The 17,606-nt window shown below is 33.6% G+C and carries 18 protein-coding genes; 17 read left to right on the top strand and 1 reads right to left on the bottom strand.

The window, feature by feature from the left end; all coding sequences use genetic code 11:
• Positions 1 to 208 precede the first annotated feature (208 nt).
• Positions 209 to 640 (top strand): phage integrase N-terminal SAM-like domain-containing protein, encoded by a 432-nt coding sequence (locus P2Q73_RS01280; RefSeq protein WP_275783059.1) that lies wholly within the window; start codon positions 209 to 211, stop codon positions 638 to 640.
• Between the two features lie 282 nt (positions 641 to 922).
• On the opposite strand, the gene P2Q73_RS01270 is transcribed toward P2Q73_RS01280, so the two are convergent.
• Positions 923 to 1,153 carry a hypothetical protein gene (locus P2Q73_RS01270; protein WP_275783053.1) on the bottom strand — a complete coding sequence of 77 codons (231 nt, stop codon included), beginning with the start codon at positions 1,151 to 1,153 and terminating at the stop codon, positions 923 to 925.
• Between the two features lie 88 nt (positions 1,154 to 1,241).
• Here P2Q73_RS01270 and P2Q73_RS01265 point away from each other — a divergent pair, with 88 nt between their 5' ends.
• From P2Q73_RS01265 to P2Q73_RS01190, 16 genes are all read left to right on the top strand, one after another.
• Positions 1,242 to 1,769 (top strand): hypothetical protein, encoded by a 528-nt coding sequence (locus P2Q73_RS01265; RefSeq protein ID WP_275783050.1) that lies wholly within the window; start codon positions 1,242 to 1,244, stop codon positions 1,767 to 1,769.
• Between the two features lie 143 nt (positions 1,770 to 1,912).
• A complete protein-coding gene (locus P2Q73_RS01260) occupies positions 1,913 to 2,380 on the top strand; it encodes a hypothetical protein (protein WP_275783048.1) in 468 nt (155 codons plus the stop codon).
• Positions 2,381 to 2,465: 85 nt separating this feature from the next.
• Entirely contained in the window at positions 2,466 to 2,666 is a 201-nt protein-coding gene (locus P2Q73_RS01255; protein ID WP_275783046.1) for a hypothetical protein, read from the top strand.
• Positions 2,667 to 2,771: 105 nt separating this feature from the next.
• Positions 2,772 to 3,179: a hypothetical protein gene (locus P2Q73_RS01250; protein WP_275783043.1), complete on the top strand. Its 408-nt coding sequence runs from the start codon at positions 2,772 to 2,774 to the stop codon at positions 3,177 to 3,179.
• Positions 3,180 to 3,288: 109 nt separating this feature from the next.
• Positions 3,289 to 3,543 carry a hypothetical protein gene (locus P2Q73_RS01245; RefSeq protein ID WP_275783040.1) on the top strand — a complete coding sequence of 85 codons (255 nt, stop codon included), beginning with the start codon at positions 3,289 to 3,291 and terminating at the stop codon, positions 3,541 to 3,543.
• A 103-nt stretch (positions 3,544 to 3,646) separates the two neighbouring features.
• Positions 3,647 to 3,838 (top strand): phage holin family protein, encoded by a 192-nt coding sequence (locus tag P2Q73_RS01240; protein ID WP_345798819.1) that lies wholly within the window; start codon positions 3,647 to 3,649, stop codon positions 3,836 to 3,838.
• A 686-nt stretch (positions 3,839 to 4,524) separates the two neighbouring features.
• Positions 4,525 to 5,277 carry a hypothetical protein gene (locus tag P2Q73_RS01235; RefSeq protein ID WP_275783035.1) on the top strand — a complete coding sequence of 251 codons (753 nt, stop codon included), beginning with the start codon at positions 4,525 to 4,527 and terminating at the stop codon, positions 5,275 to 5,277.
• Positions 5,278 to 5,674: 397 nt separating this feature from the next.
• Positions 5,675 to 6,247: a hypothetical protein gene (locus P2Q73_RS01230; protein ID WP_275783032.1), complete on the top strand. Its 573-nt coding sequence runs from the start codon at positions 5,675 to 5,677 to the stop codon at positions 6,245 to 6,247.
• Between the two features lie 209 nt (positions 6,248 to 6,456).
• Positions 6,457 to 6,591 carry a hypothetical protein gene (locus P2Q73_RS01225; protein ID WP_275783030.1) on the top strand — a complete coding sequence of 45 codons (135 nt, stop codon included), beginning with the start codon at positions 6,457 to 6,459 and terminating at the stop codon, positions 6,589 to 6,591.
• A 603-nt stretch (positions 6,592 to 7,194) separates the two neighbouring features.
• Positions 7,195 to 8,436 (top strand): serine/threonine transporter SstT, encoded by a 1,242-nt coding sequence (sstT, locus tag P2Q73_RS01220; protein ID WP_275783027.1) that lies wholly within the window; start codon positions 7,195 to 7,197, stop codon positions 8,434 to 8,436.
• 234 nt (positions 8,437 to 8,670) lie between these two features.
• On the top strand, positions 8,671 to 9,849 hold the full coding sequence (locus tag P2Q73_RS01215; protein WP_275783024.1) for a NupC/NupG family nucleoside CNT transporter: 1,179 nt from the start codon (positions 8,671 to 8,673) through the stop codon (positions 9,847 to 9,849).
• A gap of 513 nt (positions 9,850 to 10,362) precedes the next feature.
• Positions 10,363 to 11,961: an ATP-binding protein gene (locus P2Q73_RS01210; protein WP_275783021.1), complete on the top strand. Its 1,599-nt coding sequence runs from the start codon at positions 10,363 to 10,365 to the stop codon at positions 11,959 to 11,961.
• Positions 11,962 to 11,979: 18 nt separating this feature from the next.
• A complete protein-coding gene (locus P2Q73_RS01205; protein ID WP_275783017.1) occupies positions 11,980 to 12,654 on the top strand; it encodes a response regulator in 675 nt (224 codons plus the stop codon).
• A gap of 127 nt (positions 12,655 to 12,781) precedes the next feature.
• Positions 12,782 to 13,750, top strand: a complete 969-nt coding sequence (locus P2Q73_RS01200) for a tripartite tricarboxylate transporter substrate binding protein (RefSeq protein WP_275783014.1) — start codon at positions 12,782 to 12,784, stop codon at positions 13,748 to 13,750.
• Positions 13,751 to 14,142: 392 nt separating this feature from the next.
• Positions 14,143 to 15,267 (top strand): AbrB family transcriptional regulator, encoded by a 1,125-nt coding sequence (locus P2Q73_RS01195; RefSeq protein WP_275783011.1) that lies wholly within the window; start codon positions 14,143 to 14,145, stop codon positions 15,265 to 15,267.
• A gap of 783 nt (positions 15,268 to 16,050) precedes the next feature.
• A complete protein-coding gene (locus tag P2Q73_RS01190; protein WP_275783008.1) occupies positions 16,051 to 17,358 on the top strand; it encodes a CitMHS family transporter in 1,308 nt (435 codons plus the stop codon).
• Positions 17,359 to 17,606 lie beyond the last annotated feature (248 nt).

Raw genomic sequence — 17,606 nt, 5'->3', positions numbered from 1 at the left:
AAATACTTGAAAACACTGATATTATAGCGTTTAATGAGACGGCAGGTTCGACTCCCGCCGTCTCCATATTAAAAATGGCTACGAACGTAGTGGTATCAACGGTTTAACAACGTAAGGGATATTAGACGGGATATGAACTTGATTAAAATATCCCCACTTTTATCCCTAGTAATCAACCTTCTAATCATTCGATTGGGAGGTTTTTTTTATGGGAAGAAAAAGAGGAATATTTGCAGTACAGGTAGATGAATTAGAAGTATCAAAGAAACCTGTAACAACTAAAAAGGATACGATAACTATTCCTAAAGCACTCACAACCATTTATCAACAAATGAGGATTGCAGGAAATAGAGAAAGGACTATTGATAGTTATAATTACATCTTTAATCAGTTTGTAGTGTTTAACAAACTGGAATATGTAGAGGATATTAATGCAGATTCAATATATAACTATTTGGAATACTTAAATGTATCTAATCAAACAAAACTAATACGACTAAAATCTATTAAAGCAGTTTTAGGTAAATTCCATAACAACGGTTGGCTTAAAGAAAAATTTTGGAGTTATATTCAAATTAAAATTGATAAGCAAGTAAAAAAGGGTGTTAAAGCAAATGACATTGATGACTATTGTCATTAAAAGATAACAATACATTTATCGGCTTTAGAGATAGAGTTGCGATTAACGCCATTTAGAACAGGTATTAGAATAAGAACATTGGGAGAACTAAAAGAGCGTCATATCGATTTTGAGAATCTTTATCTTAATTTAGATGGTGCTATTGTAAAGAACCATAAGTTTCTCAGATTACCTCTAGATGAAGAACTAGCAGATTTATTAAAAGTCCTAATCAATCAAAATAAACTCATACGAGAATATTATAGTATCGAGAATACAAATATTTTTATCACACAAAATGGACTACCGATCATCATCTGCAAGTGGTTCTTCTCGTAATCCTTCAAGAATATATTTACGTTTTTTACCTTTGCCTTCATAAGAAACCTCTTCAAAGATACAACCTAGTTTTCTTAGAACTGCTTTGTGCGTATCATGATTCTCTTTTAAACAACCTCTTTGCTTCCATATAGAAGTTTCAAATTCTGACCCATCACAAAATAAAACGTCTACCATATCACTTTTTTCACGCACATAAAAATCTTATGTACACAATTCATTACAATGTACTATACTTATAGGGTTATATTGGTAAAAATGAATTTGATGGGGTGTTTTATTAGTGAAGGAAAAATATATTACAGAACTAGAAGTTAATCTAAGGAATAATTCTCTAATGGGGTATATTGGAGTATCTTTAGTATTTTTAGGATATCTAAATACACAAATTAATATTTCATCAGAGTATATGATAGGCATATCCTTTGCTGCTTTTTTCTTTGTTTTTGCAGAATTTATTAGTTTAAAACCAAAATTAACTAAAATATATTTGAAGTTATATGCTTTTCTTTTATTTTTAGGGGTAAGTTCTTTTACAGTGCTACCAATAATTTTAATGTCAGTTAAAGTGAATAATGAATATTTCATCACATTAAGCGAATCTATGTCCATTATCTCTTTAGGAGTAGTATTAGGAATTCTTAATTTAAAATCTATTCAAAATAATTTGAATGAGTATGATAGGCATATAAAAATAATGAATGATTATAAAGGTTTCATAGATAAATATGAAGAAAGAGTAAATAGATATGAAGAATTAACAGACAAATTGTTGAAAGAAAATGAAAGGTTGAACAAACAAATAAAATAATTATTATTAATCTTTGTAGAAACGCACTCTCATTAAATTGAGGATGTTTTTCTATTCTTTGTATTATTACTATAATTCGCTATCTATCGAATATACTACCGTGGTAAAATTAGGTATATTTTATTTAAGGGGAAGTGAAAGTAATGAATTGGGAAACAATTTTAACTGCAACTGTCATTGCAGCAGTAGTATCTGGTATTATGAACTTTTTAATTCAATTATACTTTGAACACAGAAGAGTAAAAGATAGAAAACTACAGGAGATTAAAGAAAATGATAAATTAATTCTCCATGAGTTATACACACCAATATATAAAATTTTATCCGAGCATATTACTCCAGGTGACGGTTACGAGGGCATAGATATTGGGCAATTAAATAGAATCCGCAAGATAATTGAGGTTAAACCCGAACTAGTAGATAAAGAATTAGATAGAATAACTTATGGTTATTTAGAGGATTTGAATCATTTAGGTAAAAGCGATTCACTTCCTACCGATAATGAGAAATTTGCTGATAGAGATAATAAATTACACAATCATGTTTGGGAAGTATACAATCAAAAGAGAAAAAATCTTAACTTACCATATGAGGGTTCTGTAAGCAGTTAATATTACACTTGTTGATTATTATATCCAAAGAAGGATAAAGTTTCCTTTATGTCGAATTTAGTAGATATAAAGGAGGTGTCGAACATTGGAAATGCAAATATTAGTTGAAGATCGTAAACAAATTAGATCTAATGTTGAACAAACAGAAGGAAAAATCATTACAACTACTGAATATGACGATGGAACAATCCTTAAAATGACCATGGTTAATGATAATATTTCAGTTGAATGTAATAAAAATTTGGTTATTCAACCAGATGGAAAAACAGTATTAATTAGAGATTAGCATTTTACAACACTCTCACTCATTTTTTGGGAGTGTTTTTTATATCCATAAAAGGAATACCCCTCCTCCTTGTCGAAATGGGTAGATAAAGGGGAGGTGTATATTATGAAATGGAAAGAAGAAGTAGAAAAAATATTAGAAGAAAAAGCATTTTTGCAAAGTATCAACAGTGGGGAAGAAATGAAAAAGTATCTTGAGTCCTATTTCGAAAATTTCTTTGACTTAAAAGAAGGTAAAGAATTTGTGGAATTTACAAAAAGTACTAATCAAATAAGATTAAGAATACTAGATTGTGAACTTAGTGTAGATTGTGCTGGTTATAAATTTTACATTAGTTACTTAGAAAATGGTCATCACCAATTAATAGGACGTATTCTGATTGATGAAGAAAAGCCGATGTACCGAAGCAATAACTCTTCATCTAAAACGGAATTTAATGAAGAACGTTTAGAAGAAATATTTAAAAAAGTATTTAGTCCTTTACGTAAAAGTAATAATTTTAGTTTTAGTTAATTGTAGGTGAGAGTCACATCTAACGGTGTGGCTTTTTATTTTATCAAAAATGTACTACAGACAATCATTTCCCTTCACATTATGATTATTGTGGAAGGGGGTGTTTCATATGAATATTATTAATTCCGAATATGAATTAATCGATGTAGAAAACCAAATCGTCATCCTTGTTTATAAAGTGGATGATGTTGTAGTCGCGAAATACATTTATGATTTTGCTAATCCTGAGAATGATAAGACAGAAGGAACATTTGTTGATTACGTCCGTTCACAAGGTATTGAATGGGAAGAAGAAAAAGCGCAGAGATTTCATGAAGTAAAAAGGGAAGAAGCAAAATATTATTTAGAAGTGTATAGCAAATAAGTTGAAAGTCACATCCAATCGGGTGTGGCTTTTTTATTATGCTGAAATTTTACAGCGTAGGAGGTGTTTATCGTAGAAAAATTATTATTCGGCTTAACCTTTTTTGGAACATTCTTTGCGTTCCTTTATAGGTGGTTGGCACATATCATTAACAATCCTTGTAGCATTTATGGTTATCGACATTGTTACAGGATTAATTAAAGCAGCGATACAGAAAAAGTTAAATTCTAAAGTATCCTACAGGGGATTTTTAAAGAAATCTTCCATTATGTTAGTAATCATGAAGCGATCCTAGGGGGTACTGTTTATTAAAACAGGTTAATCTGCACCTTTCTAATTAATTGCAATTTAGTTGACAATGGAAAAACTTCCATTATAATTCGGGGTAGAAAGTCAATTCTTGATATACTAACAGATACACGCGTAGAAGCTTAAGTGTTAGAGTTTCTGGACGCGGGTTCAAATCCCGCCGTCTCCATATAAGGAAATCATATGATTTCATACAGTGTAAAAACCCTTGATATTCAAGGGTTTATTCTTTTGCGCTGTTTCATTTGATTTCATAGAGTATCACTCATCCATTGTCAAACCATGGTCAATAATTTATTTTAGATGTTCATATACATTTCTAATTTATTTACCGCACCATTTCTTACTTGTTCGGATACGTGAGCATTGATGTTCATGGTTGTATTGATACCTGAATGACCTAAACGATCTTGGACGTTTCTGTCGTCTTTACTAATTTTTTGAACTGATTGTTACTGTAGAAGGAGAAGATTTTCCAGACAAAAGAACGGAGAGAACCTGTTATACATTAGTCGAAGATTCAATAGAAATACAAATGGAAATTATTGATTTCTTACGGGAAAATATAAAAATACTGAAGATGCAAAATTGAAACTCCACAGTAAAAAGATTGGGTTTTCTAAAACTTAAAATGTAAATATTGGTACAATGATAAACAAGGAGGGGTTTAGTTTGACTAAAGAAAAATTGAATGTCGGATTGGTAATGCCTATTTCTGCAAACGATGAATGTGATGTACAACATTGGAAAAGTGTAAGAACTATAATAGAGGGGTTTTTACAAAAAGAATTTAGTGATGATTACGAACTTGAAATAAAAATTGTTAGTGAAAGAGATACGTCACATGTGATTCAATTTACTATAGTTGAAAACTTGTTGCAATCTGATTTAGTCATTGTAGATATTAGTTGTTTGAACTCCAATGTAATGTTTGAGTTTGGTGTAAGGTTTGCTCTTAACAAACGAATTCTGATATTAAAAGATGACCAAACTAAAGCACCTTTTGATGTGAATTTAATTCAGTATGTTTCTTATCCTCGAAATTTAGAGAATTTAACTGATTTCCGTGATGAATTTAATAGAATTTTGAGAGGAGTAATGAGAGATAACAAGGGGTTAATCAGTGAATTTAGGTTAGATAAAGAATGGAGAAATGCAGTAAGTAATAAGGATAATAAAAATACTGAAAAACTAATAACTCAAAGGATTACAGTCAACAATATGAGTTTAGAACATAGCGTTAAGAAAGCCATAGCGAACTACTGTATTGATTACAATACACCCTTGTATGCTTTAAAGTATAATTATTTTTTAGAAAGTCATATTCAATCAAATTCATATGGTTTCGCTATTTTAGATAGTAGACAAAAAATTGCTTGTTATGAAAAGGCGGTACAAGAATTAAGGACATTTATGTTTTTCTAGTAAGTTAGCGAATGAAGCAAAAGATAAATTGAATCTAAATACTCAAATGAAAGGTCAATACTTTTCGGATTATTTAAATTATTTAAATGAGAATCTGGATACCGAGATTTTAACGACAGAAATGGAAAAGGAAATAGATAGAAGGATTTAAATTAATCAGAAATAGATTGTTACATAGTAATGGATATGTTTATAGAGATAGCAAAAATAAGCAACATATAGATGTAATCGAATTTGTTAATTCAAATCCTTTATTAAGAATTTGTTTCAATGGAATATATTGAACTTTGTTTATACATTGTGAAAGAAGTAATTCAAGAAATGCATGATGCCATATATGATACTTGAAAATAAAATTGACATTTTACTAATATCTATGGAGAGGTAGTTTAAATACGTGGGGATTGAAGAAATTATATTATTTGGAATAGGAATTGTATGTATTTATCTTGTCTTAAATGAAAAATATAAACTGAACGAGAATTTTAGGAATATTATATTTACGATATTCCTTATTGATGGATATTTTTTTTTAGTGCATAAAATTATAGAACCAAGTGAAGACATGTTGAAAAATCCCGATTTTTTTCAATATCTTTTAATCTCTTTATTTATACTTTTGACTTTTTTGCTAGTTAATATGATTTGGAAATTTGGAAAGGATTTAATAGAAGAAAATCAATTGACTCATCTAATTTGGATGCTTAGTTATATAGTATTAATGTTTTCTTTTATCTATTTCATTATATATCATTACAATAATGATGCATTTATGTATATTGAAAATGAAGAATGGTATGAACTTGCTTTTGATTTTCTTTACTATTCATTTAGCAGAAGTTTAACTTTCGGCGGAGGAACATTAGAACCTATGTCTTTATTAGCGAAGTTATGTTCATTGGTTCAAACTGTGATATTTTATTTCATTATTGGTAAAGGATTAGTCGCTTATAACAAAGAAAAAAATTAAAGTAGGGGGGCTTTTCCGAACTGATAAAAAAAGTTTCGTATTTTTTGACTGTCCCCTACTAGCCACACGAATTGATATAGGACACAAAATGACTTGTTCTAAGGCTTTTGATGATTTGTCGGAGAGTAAATTTAAAGGTGCTAAAAAGAGTTTACATTAAAACTCTAACATGTACTATTTATAATTGTTAAAGAAGAGCAACAACTTAATTGACACGTACCGGGAAAAATAAAGAAATCAAACGATATTATTATTTGGATATTGAAAAAAGCTTTAATAGTACAACAGACCGTGTAGATGCAGTATTATCTATACCCGAAGATAAAATTTTTCGAACTAACTAATTTGTGAGTATTTGCCATATACTTATTTTAGAAGTTCTTTGAACCAAGATTATGTAATACTCCGAAGAACTTGCAGTTCCAAGTGTCGGAATAATGCTACGCGAAACCTAAAAAGGCAAGATACACGCGTAGAAGCTTAAATGTTAGAGTTTCTGGGCACGGAATCAAAGTGCAGTCGTATCAATGGTTTCATAAGTTAGGAATATTGAACTCGAGTTGAACTCCTGGTCAATTTCCCTTTTTATATCTACATATTTAGTAGAACCTGGTGCTCGAAATTTTTGAACCTGTTTGATTCTAATGCAGGGAACAAAAAGCTACAATGACTGAAAATAATTCAGTCATTGTAGCTTTTTTGTTGTTCTTTAAATGTCCCTGACCTGTAAGTTTAATCCCAATATTACTATTAACACATAGCTGATTTTTATAAGAATTTCCAAAAAGTATTTTAACATAAAAAACCATCTCACAATTCCGAAAATTTGTGTTAAAATAAACTATCAGTCTACTTAAAGTTTATATAAGTATTCATTATCTTAGCTTGCAGAAGTGGCTGTTCGTTTGTACAAAGGGAGTTTTAAGAAAATTAAGGGGGATAGGAAAATGAAAAATTTAGTTGTTAAATGGAATCAAGTAAGCCTCGTAAAAAGGATTGTTGTCGGTATTATTGTCGGACTTATATTAGCTTTAACCCTTCCTAAGGCTGCAAGTTGGATTTCCATTTTTGGTTCTTTATTTGTCGGGGCTTTAAAGGCAGTTGCGCCGATATTAGTATTATTCATAGTGATGCATGCGATTGCCGTACATAAAAAGGGTAAGAAGACGAATATGAAATCGATTCTTGTTCTTTATGCTCTTGGTACATTCCTAGCTGGAGCTGTCGCTGTAGTTGCAAGCTTTATATTCCCAACTACGCTAACACTGACAACAGGAGCAGAGGGCGTTACTCCACCAGAGGGTATTCTTGAAGTTTTAGAAACATTATTATTTAACTTAGTTGCCAATCCGATTGATGCAATCATAAATGCTAACTATCTAGGTATATTAATGTGGGCTATCGTTCTTGGGATTGCATTAAAAAATGCAAATCAAAATACGAAAGACATGTTAGGTAATTTTTCAGATGCCATCACTAAAGTAGTACAATGGGTGATTAGTTTAGCACCTCTTGGCATTATGGGACTTGTTTTTGATGCGATAGTAACAAGTGGTCTTTCTGCTTTACTTGAATACGGTAGATTAATAGTAATTTTAGTTGGATGTATGTTGTTTATCGCGCTTGTAGTGAATCCGTTAATCGTATTCATCTATACACGAAAAAATCCTTATCCACTTGTTTTTATGGTTTTAAGAGAAAGTGGTATTTATGCATTCTTTACACGTAGTTCAGCTGCAAATATTCCAGTAAATATGAAATTATGTGAAAAACTTGGCTTAGATGAGGATACTTATGCAGTATCAATCCCATTAGGGGCTACTATTAATATGGCTGGTGCAGCCGTTACAATCGCTGTTCTAACTCTTGCAACAGTAAATACACTAGGTATTGAAGTTGATTTTGTGACTGCACTTATGCTTACAGTTGTTGCAGCTATCTCTGCAGCAGGTGCATCAGGGGTTGCAGGCGGATCACTTTTACTTATCCCACTAGCATGTAGTTTATTTGGAGTTCCAGCTGATATTGCAATGCAAGTTGTAGGTGTTGGTTTTATCATCGGAGTTATTCAAGATTCTTGTGAAACTGCACTGAATTCATCTTCTGACGTACTGTTCACAGCTACAGCTGAACATGCTAAAGAACGTAAAGTAGGTAAACAAGGTAAAGTAGTTCCTGTGAAATCCTAGTAAATGTAGAAAGAATAAATAGAATGCGATATATGAATTTTTACAAGCCACGATTACCGAGGATAATTCGGTGATCGTGGCTTTTTGTCTATCAATATAGTGGGATTGGTTTACTAAAAAGACAAGAGGGAATAGTTTCCTTGGACATGATAAGTTAAAACTGTATACTTATTAAGTAAGTTTGAATGGTCAGACGTTCAACCTTTTAATAATACAACTTTGTGGAGGCATTCAATGAATTATTTTATCTCAATCGTAGGTTTAATTGTTGTGCTGGGTCTTGCGTGGGTTGCAAGTAACAATCGTAAAGAAATAAAAATTAGACCAATTATCCAGATGATTATTATACAGTTAATTTTAACTTTTATATTACTGAATACCAAGTTTGGATTGATTCTTATTGAGGGAATCGCAGCCGGATTTACAAAATTACTAGCTTTCGCTAATGAAGGAATCAATTTTGTATTTGCTGGCATTGCGAATGAAGGACAAGCACCTTTCTTCTTAACTGCTTTACTTCCAATCGTATTCATTTCGGCTCTGATCGGAATTCTGCAGCATATTAAAATTCTTCCTTTCATTATGAAATGGATTGGTTGGGCAGTTAGTAAAGTAAACGGCATGGGAAAATTGGAATCTTATAACGGGGTAGCATCCGCTATTGTTGGACAATCTGAAGTATTTATTACCGTGAAAAAACAGCTTGGACAATTATCCCCTCAACGTCTATACACACTAAGTGCGTCAGCGATGTCTACTGTATCGATGTCTATTGTCGGAGCTTATATGACAATGATTGAACCGAGATATGTCGTAACTGCGATCGTGATTAATTTATTTGGAGGATTCATCATTGCTTCCATCATAAATCCTTACACTGTAACCGAAGAAGAAGATCTCCTTGTTGTGCAAGAAGAAAAACAAAGCTTCTTCGAAATGTTGGGCGAATATATAATGGATGGATTCAAGGTTGCAATCGTGGTTGCGGCGATGTTATTAGGATTCGTTGCACTAATGGCAGGAGTAAATAGCGTATTTGATATGATATTTGGAATCACATTCCAAGAAATTATTGGATATGTCTTTGCTCCAGTTGCGATTTTAATGGGTATCCCTGTTTCAGAATCAGTAACAGCAGGTGGTATTATGGCAACCAAACTAGTTACAAACGAATTTGTAGCAATGCTTTCTTTAGGTGAATTGGCTTCAAATCTAAGCGAACGATCTATCGGAATCATTTCAGTTTTCCTTGTTTCATTTGCAAACTTTTCTTCCATTGGAATCATTTCAGGTGCCGTAAAAGGTCTACATGAAAAACAAGGAAACGTTGTAGCACGATTCGGCTTGAAACTTTTATACGGAGCAACGTTAGTAAGCGTATTATCAGCAGTTATTGTAAGTTTTATCCTATAATCCAAAAAAGATATTCCACTAGTCGTTGCGAGGTCACAGTGATTAATGGCAATGTTTTTCTAATTGAAAAGCGGATATAGTTGATAGGAGTGGAAGGCGGCGACTTCAGCTGGAATAGCGTGAGCTGAAGACCCTGGACTGAGCGTAGCGAAATTATTTTTTGCGACGAGCTTGCGCAGGAGCAAGGGAAGCGGCTGAAACCATACCGGCGAAACGCGTCCGCATGGAACGGAAATTAACGGCTCCAAAACTCGACTTACAGTAAAGATTACCGAAGAACCTTCTAAATCAATTATGATTAGGAGGTTTTTTTGTGTCTAAAAAATCAGGTGTCTTTAATTTTTATAATTCACAAATAAAGTGGGCGGTTTTCAAAAAAACAGATCATCTTGGTTTTTTATCCTTGTTTCCATGACTCTTTGTAGTTAAGAGGACGGTGTACGCTATAATATAAATTAGTTTGAGGAAATGCTATGATTGAAAGATAGTTATTTTAAGAAAAGAGTTATGACAATGAAGAAAATAAGAAATATTCCATTACAAACAAAAATATTAGGGCTAATTAGTACGTTAATCCTATTAATCATTATTCTTCTCGCTAGCATATTTGCTTACTTGCAATCTGTTGATACAAGAAATCAAGTGAAGCAATTAGCTTTGCAATCGGCAAAGTCGATTTCTCTCATGCCTGAACTTAGGGATGCTATTGAAAAAAAAGAGTTAGAAACCCGTTTTCGACCAATTGCTGAGCAAGTAAAAGATCAGGTGCATGCGGCAAATATTATCATCGAAAATCGTGAGGGAATCATTTATTCACACGTAAATCCTAGCCTGGTAGGTCAGAAGAGTTTAGACGACACAAGTTATCAGGCGTTCATTTTTGGTGGTTCTAACAATTTTGAAGTGGAACGGAAGCAAGGTTCGGCTTTAATTGGAAAGGTACCTATTATTGCGGATTATGGAGAATATACTCAGGTAATCGGAACAGTATCCGTCGAGTTTTTGGAAAGGGATATTTATCAGAGTATCTATCAACGAATTAAAATCATTATTATTGCATCATTGATTGTATTACTTATAGGAATCATTGGAGGTATTTTTCTAACAAAAAGTATTAGAAAAGATACGTTGGGACTGGAACCACATGAAATTGCTTCCTTGTATAGGGAAAGAAATGCAATTCTTTTATCCGTTAAAGAAGGAATAATAGCTATTGATGAAAATGGATTATTAACTTTAATCAATCATTCCGCAAAGTCTATGTTGAATCTTAATGAGGAAGACTTTATAGGTCAGCACATTCAGCATGTCCTTCAAGATATAAAAATAGATGATGTGTTACAGACAGGAAAGACTGCTCATAACATGGAGGTCTTGATTAACGAGAAAATGTTCATCTTTAATTTAATCCCGATTATTGAAAATGGAAAAGTCGTAGGTGTCGTTTCTAGTTTCCGGGATAAAACTGAATTGATAAAGCTTATGAATACATTAACAGAGGTTCGTGATTATTCAGAGGGACTTCGTGCGCAAACACATGAGTACTCCAATAAATTATATTTGTTATCAGGATTATTACAATTAGAACGATATCAGGATGCATTAGAATTTATTCAAAAAGAGTCTGTCATTCATCAGCATCAAAATCAGATATTATTTAATCAAATTCATGATGCAAATGTCCAAGCTATTTTGTTAGGTAAACTTGGAAAAGCGTCTGAAAAGAAAATTATCTTTGAAATTGATGCCGACAGTTATGTAGATCCCTTACCAAGTCATATAGAGGTAACAGATATCGTTACAATTATAGGGAATCTTATTGATAATGCATTTGATGCAGTTGCGCATCAGAAAGAGAAAATAGTGACTTTTTCCATTACGGGAATTGGAAACGATATTATTATAGAAGTAACAGACAATGGAAAGGGAATTTCAGACGACTTGATAGAGTCTTTGTTTACGTTAGGATACTCCTCTAAGGGTGAGAATAGAGGGTATGGCCTATTCAATGTTAAACGCATTGTAGAATCATTAGGTGGAACAATTGAAGTGAGTAATGAACGAGGAAGGTCTATTTTTACAGTCTACCTTCCAAAAAAGGTTCTGGGATAGTGTAAGGAGTGGAAATAAGTGATTAAGGTTGTAATAGCAGAGGACGATTTTCGTATTGCACAAGTACATGAGCAGTTTTTGCAAAAGATAACGGGTATAAAACTGGTTGGAAAGGCGCTAAATGCGAAAGAAACAATGGAACTTTTAAGTGAAAATGAAGTGGATCTACTTTTACTAGACATCTACTTGCCTGATGAACTTGGTACTGATTTATTATCGAAAATCAGAGAAACTTATCCGCTAATTGATATTATTATGGTGACTGCTGCAACGGAAAGAACAATGCTTGAGAAAGCTGTCAGATATGGTGTATCTAACTATCTATTAAAGCCAGTAACAATGAAGAAATTTGTTGAAACGATTGAAGATTATAAAAGAAAGAAAAAATTACTTAGTATTAGTGATGAGATGGATCAGACAACGATTGATAGATTCTTTGGAATCACTAATCAGTCAACAATAATGCAAAACGATCTCCCTACAGGTGTTGATCGCCATACTTTAGAGAAAGTAAAAGAGGTGGTGAAAGAACTTAGAGGCGTTTCCATCGATGAAATGAGTGAAAATATGGGGGTATCTCGAACGACTGCAAGAAGATATTTAGAGTATCTTGTTTCGATAAATGTCTGCATAGCAAAACATGAATATGGAATTGTAGGAAGACCTCAGAGAAAATATTACTTTATAGAATAACAAGTAAGTTTCAACGAACATTCGGCAGAATACTCCAACTTGGGACCACAAGCCCTGTTGAATAAAGTTGAAAATCTGAGTTCCAATACGCCGAGGTGTATTCGATTAAGTTAACGAGGGATGAACAATGAGGAAAAAAATAATGGTCGTTGTCACACTTGTTGTCACGTTTTTAACAGGGTGTTCACCGGAAGAGAATCAGGAAGTGAATACAGATAAAGTAACGATTATTGCCCCAAGCTCTATTGGTGGAGGATGGGACTTAACTGCACGAGCGATACAAGACGTATTAATGAGTGAAAACCTAATTGACGGGGATATTCGAGTACTGAATAAAATTGGAGCTGGTGGAGAGTTAGGTTGGAAATATACAAAACAGCAAAAAGATGATGTATTAGCCATCAATTCCAGCTTGCTCATTACTAATCATTTATTAGGTCAAAGTAAGATAACCTATAAAGATTTTACACCAATCGCCATTTTGGCAACAGAATGGGAGGTTGTTATAGTTTCGAAAGATTCTAGCATAAGTAGTGCAAAGAGCTTAATGGAAAATCTGAAAGAAACACCTCATGATTATAAAATTGGCGTTTCTCCAAGATTAGGGAATGACGATCAGCTCTCTTTTGTATTAGCGAGTAAACAAGCTGGATTACAACCCGAAGATCTTGATTTTTTGATATACGAAAATAGTGCTCAAGTAGTGGATGCATTACTAAAAAAGCAAATAGATGTTGCAACAATGACTTTGGCAGAGGCTAAAAAATATTATGATTTAAATCAAGTAAAATTGCTCGTTATCTCATCGGATGAAAGATTAAAAGAACTTCCTGAAATTCCTACATGGTCAGAAGAAGGAATTGACTTAGTTTTTGAACATTGGCGCGGTATTATGGGGCCGCCTAATATGACGAAGGATGAAATCCATTTTTGGGATACTACGATTGAAAAAATGGTTCGAACAGAAAAATGGCAACAAACGCTACAGAAGTATATGTGGAAAGATTTTTATAAGAATAGTAGTGAAACTTCTAAATTTTTAGAAGAGCAGGGTAAGATGTATGAGAAATTAATGAAGGTTAATGGTGAGGACTAATACGTCTTGAACAGAATAAACAAAATAGTTTAAATGATTTTTATGAACTAATGTTTCGTAATATTTACTTCTTATTATAATAGCTGTACGATATTAGCAAAATTATACAACAACAACAACTACTTTGGATCGAATCTAAATAGCTAGGAAAGAGGCAAGTAATCACTCCATAAGATATAAGGTAATAAAATACTCACGAATGTTGTTAATTTTAATGATTATTTTGTTGAAGCTGTTATGGTATAGAAATTATCTTATAACGAGGTTGCCTTAGGGATTTGCATGTGTTAACATCTCCGCCGTTTTATTCAAGTTGGTTGAGAGTTATAACACGACCTGGGGCAGCCTCGTCTTGTCCGTATGTAGATGAGTAGTAAGTATGGGAGGGCATCATGACTTTTACACCGATTACAAAATTGATAACTAAAAGAAAACAAAGCCAACTTCCATTTGTAGAAACTTTACTTTGTGGCATATTAGGTGGTTTTTTATTCACATTATTAAATTTACCATTGTCATGGATGCTAGGGCCATTAACGGCTGTTTTGATTTGGAAGCTACTATCAAAACGAGATTTATATTGGCCGAGAAGTTTTAGAAATGGCGGCCAAATGTTATTAGGCTATAGCATGGGCTTGTCGTTTACGATTGCTAGTGCGAGACAGATCGTAGACCAGTTGCCATCAATGGCTATAATTACTATTCTAATGGTAGTTTTTGGACTGGCCCTCGCTTTTTTTGTTTCAAAGTTAACTGGAATTAATATATCAAGTGCTGTAATGGGGACGACACCAGGTGGTTTATCCCAAATGGTTGTATTGAGCGAAGAGATCAAAGGAGCAGATTCAACAGTTGTTACATTCATGCAAACAATTAGAATGTTAACCGTTATTTTTATGGTACCAACACTATCGATTCATGCATTTTCTAGTGGTGGAACAGAAAAAAGTAAACCTGCAATCGACCTTGTAACGCAAACTGAATACGGTAACTTTTTTCAAGTTATTACGGTCTTTGCCATTGTTCTATTCATCACTGCATGTGCAGTTCGATTCAGATGTCCAACTCCTTGGATTATAGGGCCTCTACTTTCATCTGCTATTTTAACTGTAAGTGGCTTTGAAACACCTCAACTGCCTCCCATTTTTATCGTACTTGCACAACTTTGCCTAGGTGTTTATTTAGGTCTTGGAATTAAAATGAATATGTTGAGAAATTGGAAAAAGCTACTTCCATTTTCGTTTATTTCGGGATTATTGATTGTCGGTTTTGCTCTCGTTTTAGCTTACATCTTACATATGATCTATCCGATTTCAATGACAACTGCATTTTTATGTATAGCTCCAGGTGGTTTACCAGAAATGGGTGTTACGGCTCATACTGTCCATGCAGATGTATCAATGGTTGCCGCCTATCAGTTGTTTCGAGTTTTTTTCATATTATTCATCGTACCGATTTTTTTGAGGTATCTGTTTGGTAGACAAGATGTGCTTGAAGGGTCGGTAAAGGCATTATAGATTATTCGTATTGCATAATGAGTGTTGTCAATTGTTAAATTCAATTATAAGAGAGTGCATTGAAGAATATGGTGGCCCTTTATCACCATATTTATTTGTCGAAAAACGCTTGGATTTTTCAAGAGTCAGCTTGTCAACAAATGCACTTGACTATCCCATTTTATCAAGTGAAAAGGCTTTTATTGTCCTCTTTTCTGTCTTTTGAAGATTAAAATGAGCGGAAGGCGGCGACTCCTGCGGGACAGCGAGACAGTCCAAGACCCCGCAGTCAATAAGTAGGAAGGCTAAGATCGCCGCTTCCTGCGGCAACACCTTCATGACCAACATTCTGTTGGCCCGAGGCTTGGCGCGAGCCCGCGGAAAGCGTCCGCCTGAAGCGATTACTACAGGAAATCCGTTATTATTATTTCAGATATTCCGAGAAACATTGATTAATCACAGCATTTCCACTTTCACTTTTTGAAAAATAGGAAAGGCGCGCCACGGGAAGCGAAGTGGCGGGCCCCGCTAATTCTCATATACATTTCTACTCATTGTAAAAAGAATTTGTCTACAGTCTGAAACGCTTGGATTTTCCAAGCTTTTTTTTGTTAAGTTTAATGAATTATCAGATTATGGATTAAATGAACGAAATAGCTATAAAGTATTTAAATAATATTATTTTGTAAACGTTTACATGAGCAGGCTACTATTTTATATTTATAAACAATATCTAAATTGTTAAATTAGTTTGTCATATTTGATAAATGACAATTGTGGAAAAGCAGTAAGGGGAGGTAAAGTATGTTAGCACTATTAGGTTTTTCAATGATCGCCGTATTTATGTTTTTAATCATCACAAAAAGAATGTCCGCGATGGTAGCGTTAGTTGCGATACCAATTTTGTTCGCGTTAATAGGAGGATTTGGACCTGGCATCGGTGAAATGATGCTAGATGGTATAAAGCAAGTTGCACCGACTGGTGTAATGTTAATGTTCGCTATACTTTATTTTGGTGTAATGATCGATGCGGGCTTATTTGATCCGCTTGTTTCAAAAATTTTAGCAGTCGTTAAGGGAGATCCATTAAAAATTGTTTTAGGTACAGCTATCCTTGCTATGCTTGTAGCACTTGATGGTGATGGAACGACAACTTATATGATTACAGTAGCAGCAATGCTTCCGCTTTATAAGCGCATTGGAATGAATCCGCTTATATTAACATGTATTGCGATGCTTTCATTTGGTGTCATGAACATGACACCTTGGGGTGGACCAACAGCGAGAGCAGTAGCTGCACTGCAGCTTGATGTTGCAGATGTGTTTACACCTCTTATCCCTGTTATGGCGGCTGGTCTTTTATGGACATTATTTACTGCGTTTATTCTTGGGAAAAAAGAGCGCAAAAGATTGGGAGTTGCCACGATTCAATATTCAAAGGAAGAGTTACTTGCTATAAGTGAACTAGCTGCAACTTCAGCGGTAGAAGACTATAAGCGTCCAAAATTATTATGGGTAAATCTCGCTTTAACGATTACCCTAATTATTTGTTTGGTTACTTCAGTATTACCGTTATCTACTTTATTCATGATTGCATTTGTTATTGCGCTTATGATTAACTATCCAAATCTAGATGACCAAAAAGAAAGAATATCTAATCATGCTGGTAATGTACTTGCAGTTGTTGGGTTAGTTTTTGCTTCCGGTATTTTTACAGGAATTTTATCTGGAACAGAAATGGTTGATGCGATGGCTAATAGCTTAGTTGCAGTAATTCCAGAATCTTTAGGTTCGTCTTTTGCGGTCATTACAGCTGTAACAAGTATTCCGTTTACTTATTTTATGGCAAATGATCCTTACTATTTCGGAGTGTTGCCAATCTTAGCTGAAACTGCGGCAGCTTATGGTGTGGATCCAGTAGAGATTGCGCGTGCGTCTATACTAGGTCAACCAGTTCATGCGATGAGCCCATTAATGGCATCAGCTTACTTACTTGTTGGGATGGCTGGTGTGGAATTTGGAGACCATCAAAAGTTTATTTTTAAGTGGGCATTAGGGTCATGTTTTGTCATGATTATAGCTGCAATTATATTCGGAGTTATTACTTTCTAACTGCAGAGGACCAAAGATTAATTTGATACCATTATTTTTGTTACCTTGAAACCCAATTGTCTCCATGGCGTTAAATAAAGGTTTCCCCAATCTACGATTAGATTCGTTGATTGGGGCTTTTTGTTTTCCCTTAGTTTGATTAAGGGTATAACTGAATAAACAAAACTCATGATAAGTTAAGATTATAGAGATGCCTATCTCAAGACATAAAAGAATGAAAAGTGTATGTTTATAATTGAATTAATTAA

Origin of the sequence: Bacillus sp. Cr_A10, from assembly GCF_029222665.1 — a bacterium.
Taxonomy (GTDB): Bacteria; Bacillota; Bacilli; order Bacillales_A; family Planococcaceae; genus Psychrobacillus.
Note: the sequence above shows the minus strand (reverse complement) of the source record. Positions and strands in the feature narration are given on the sequence as shown.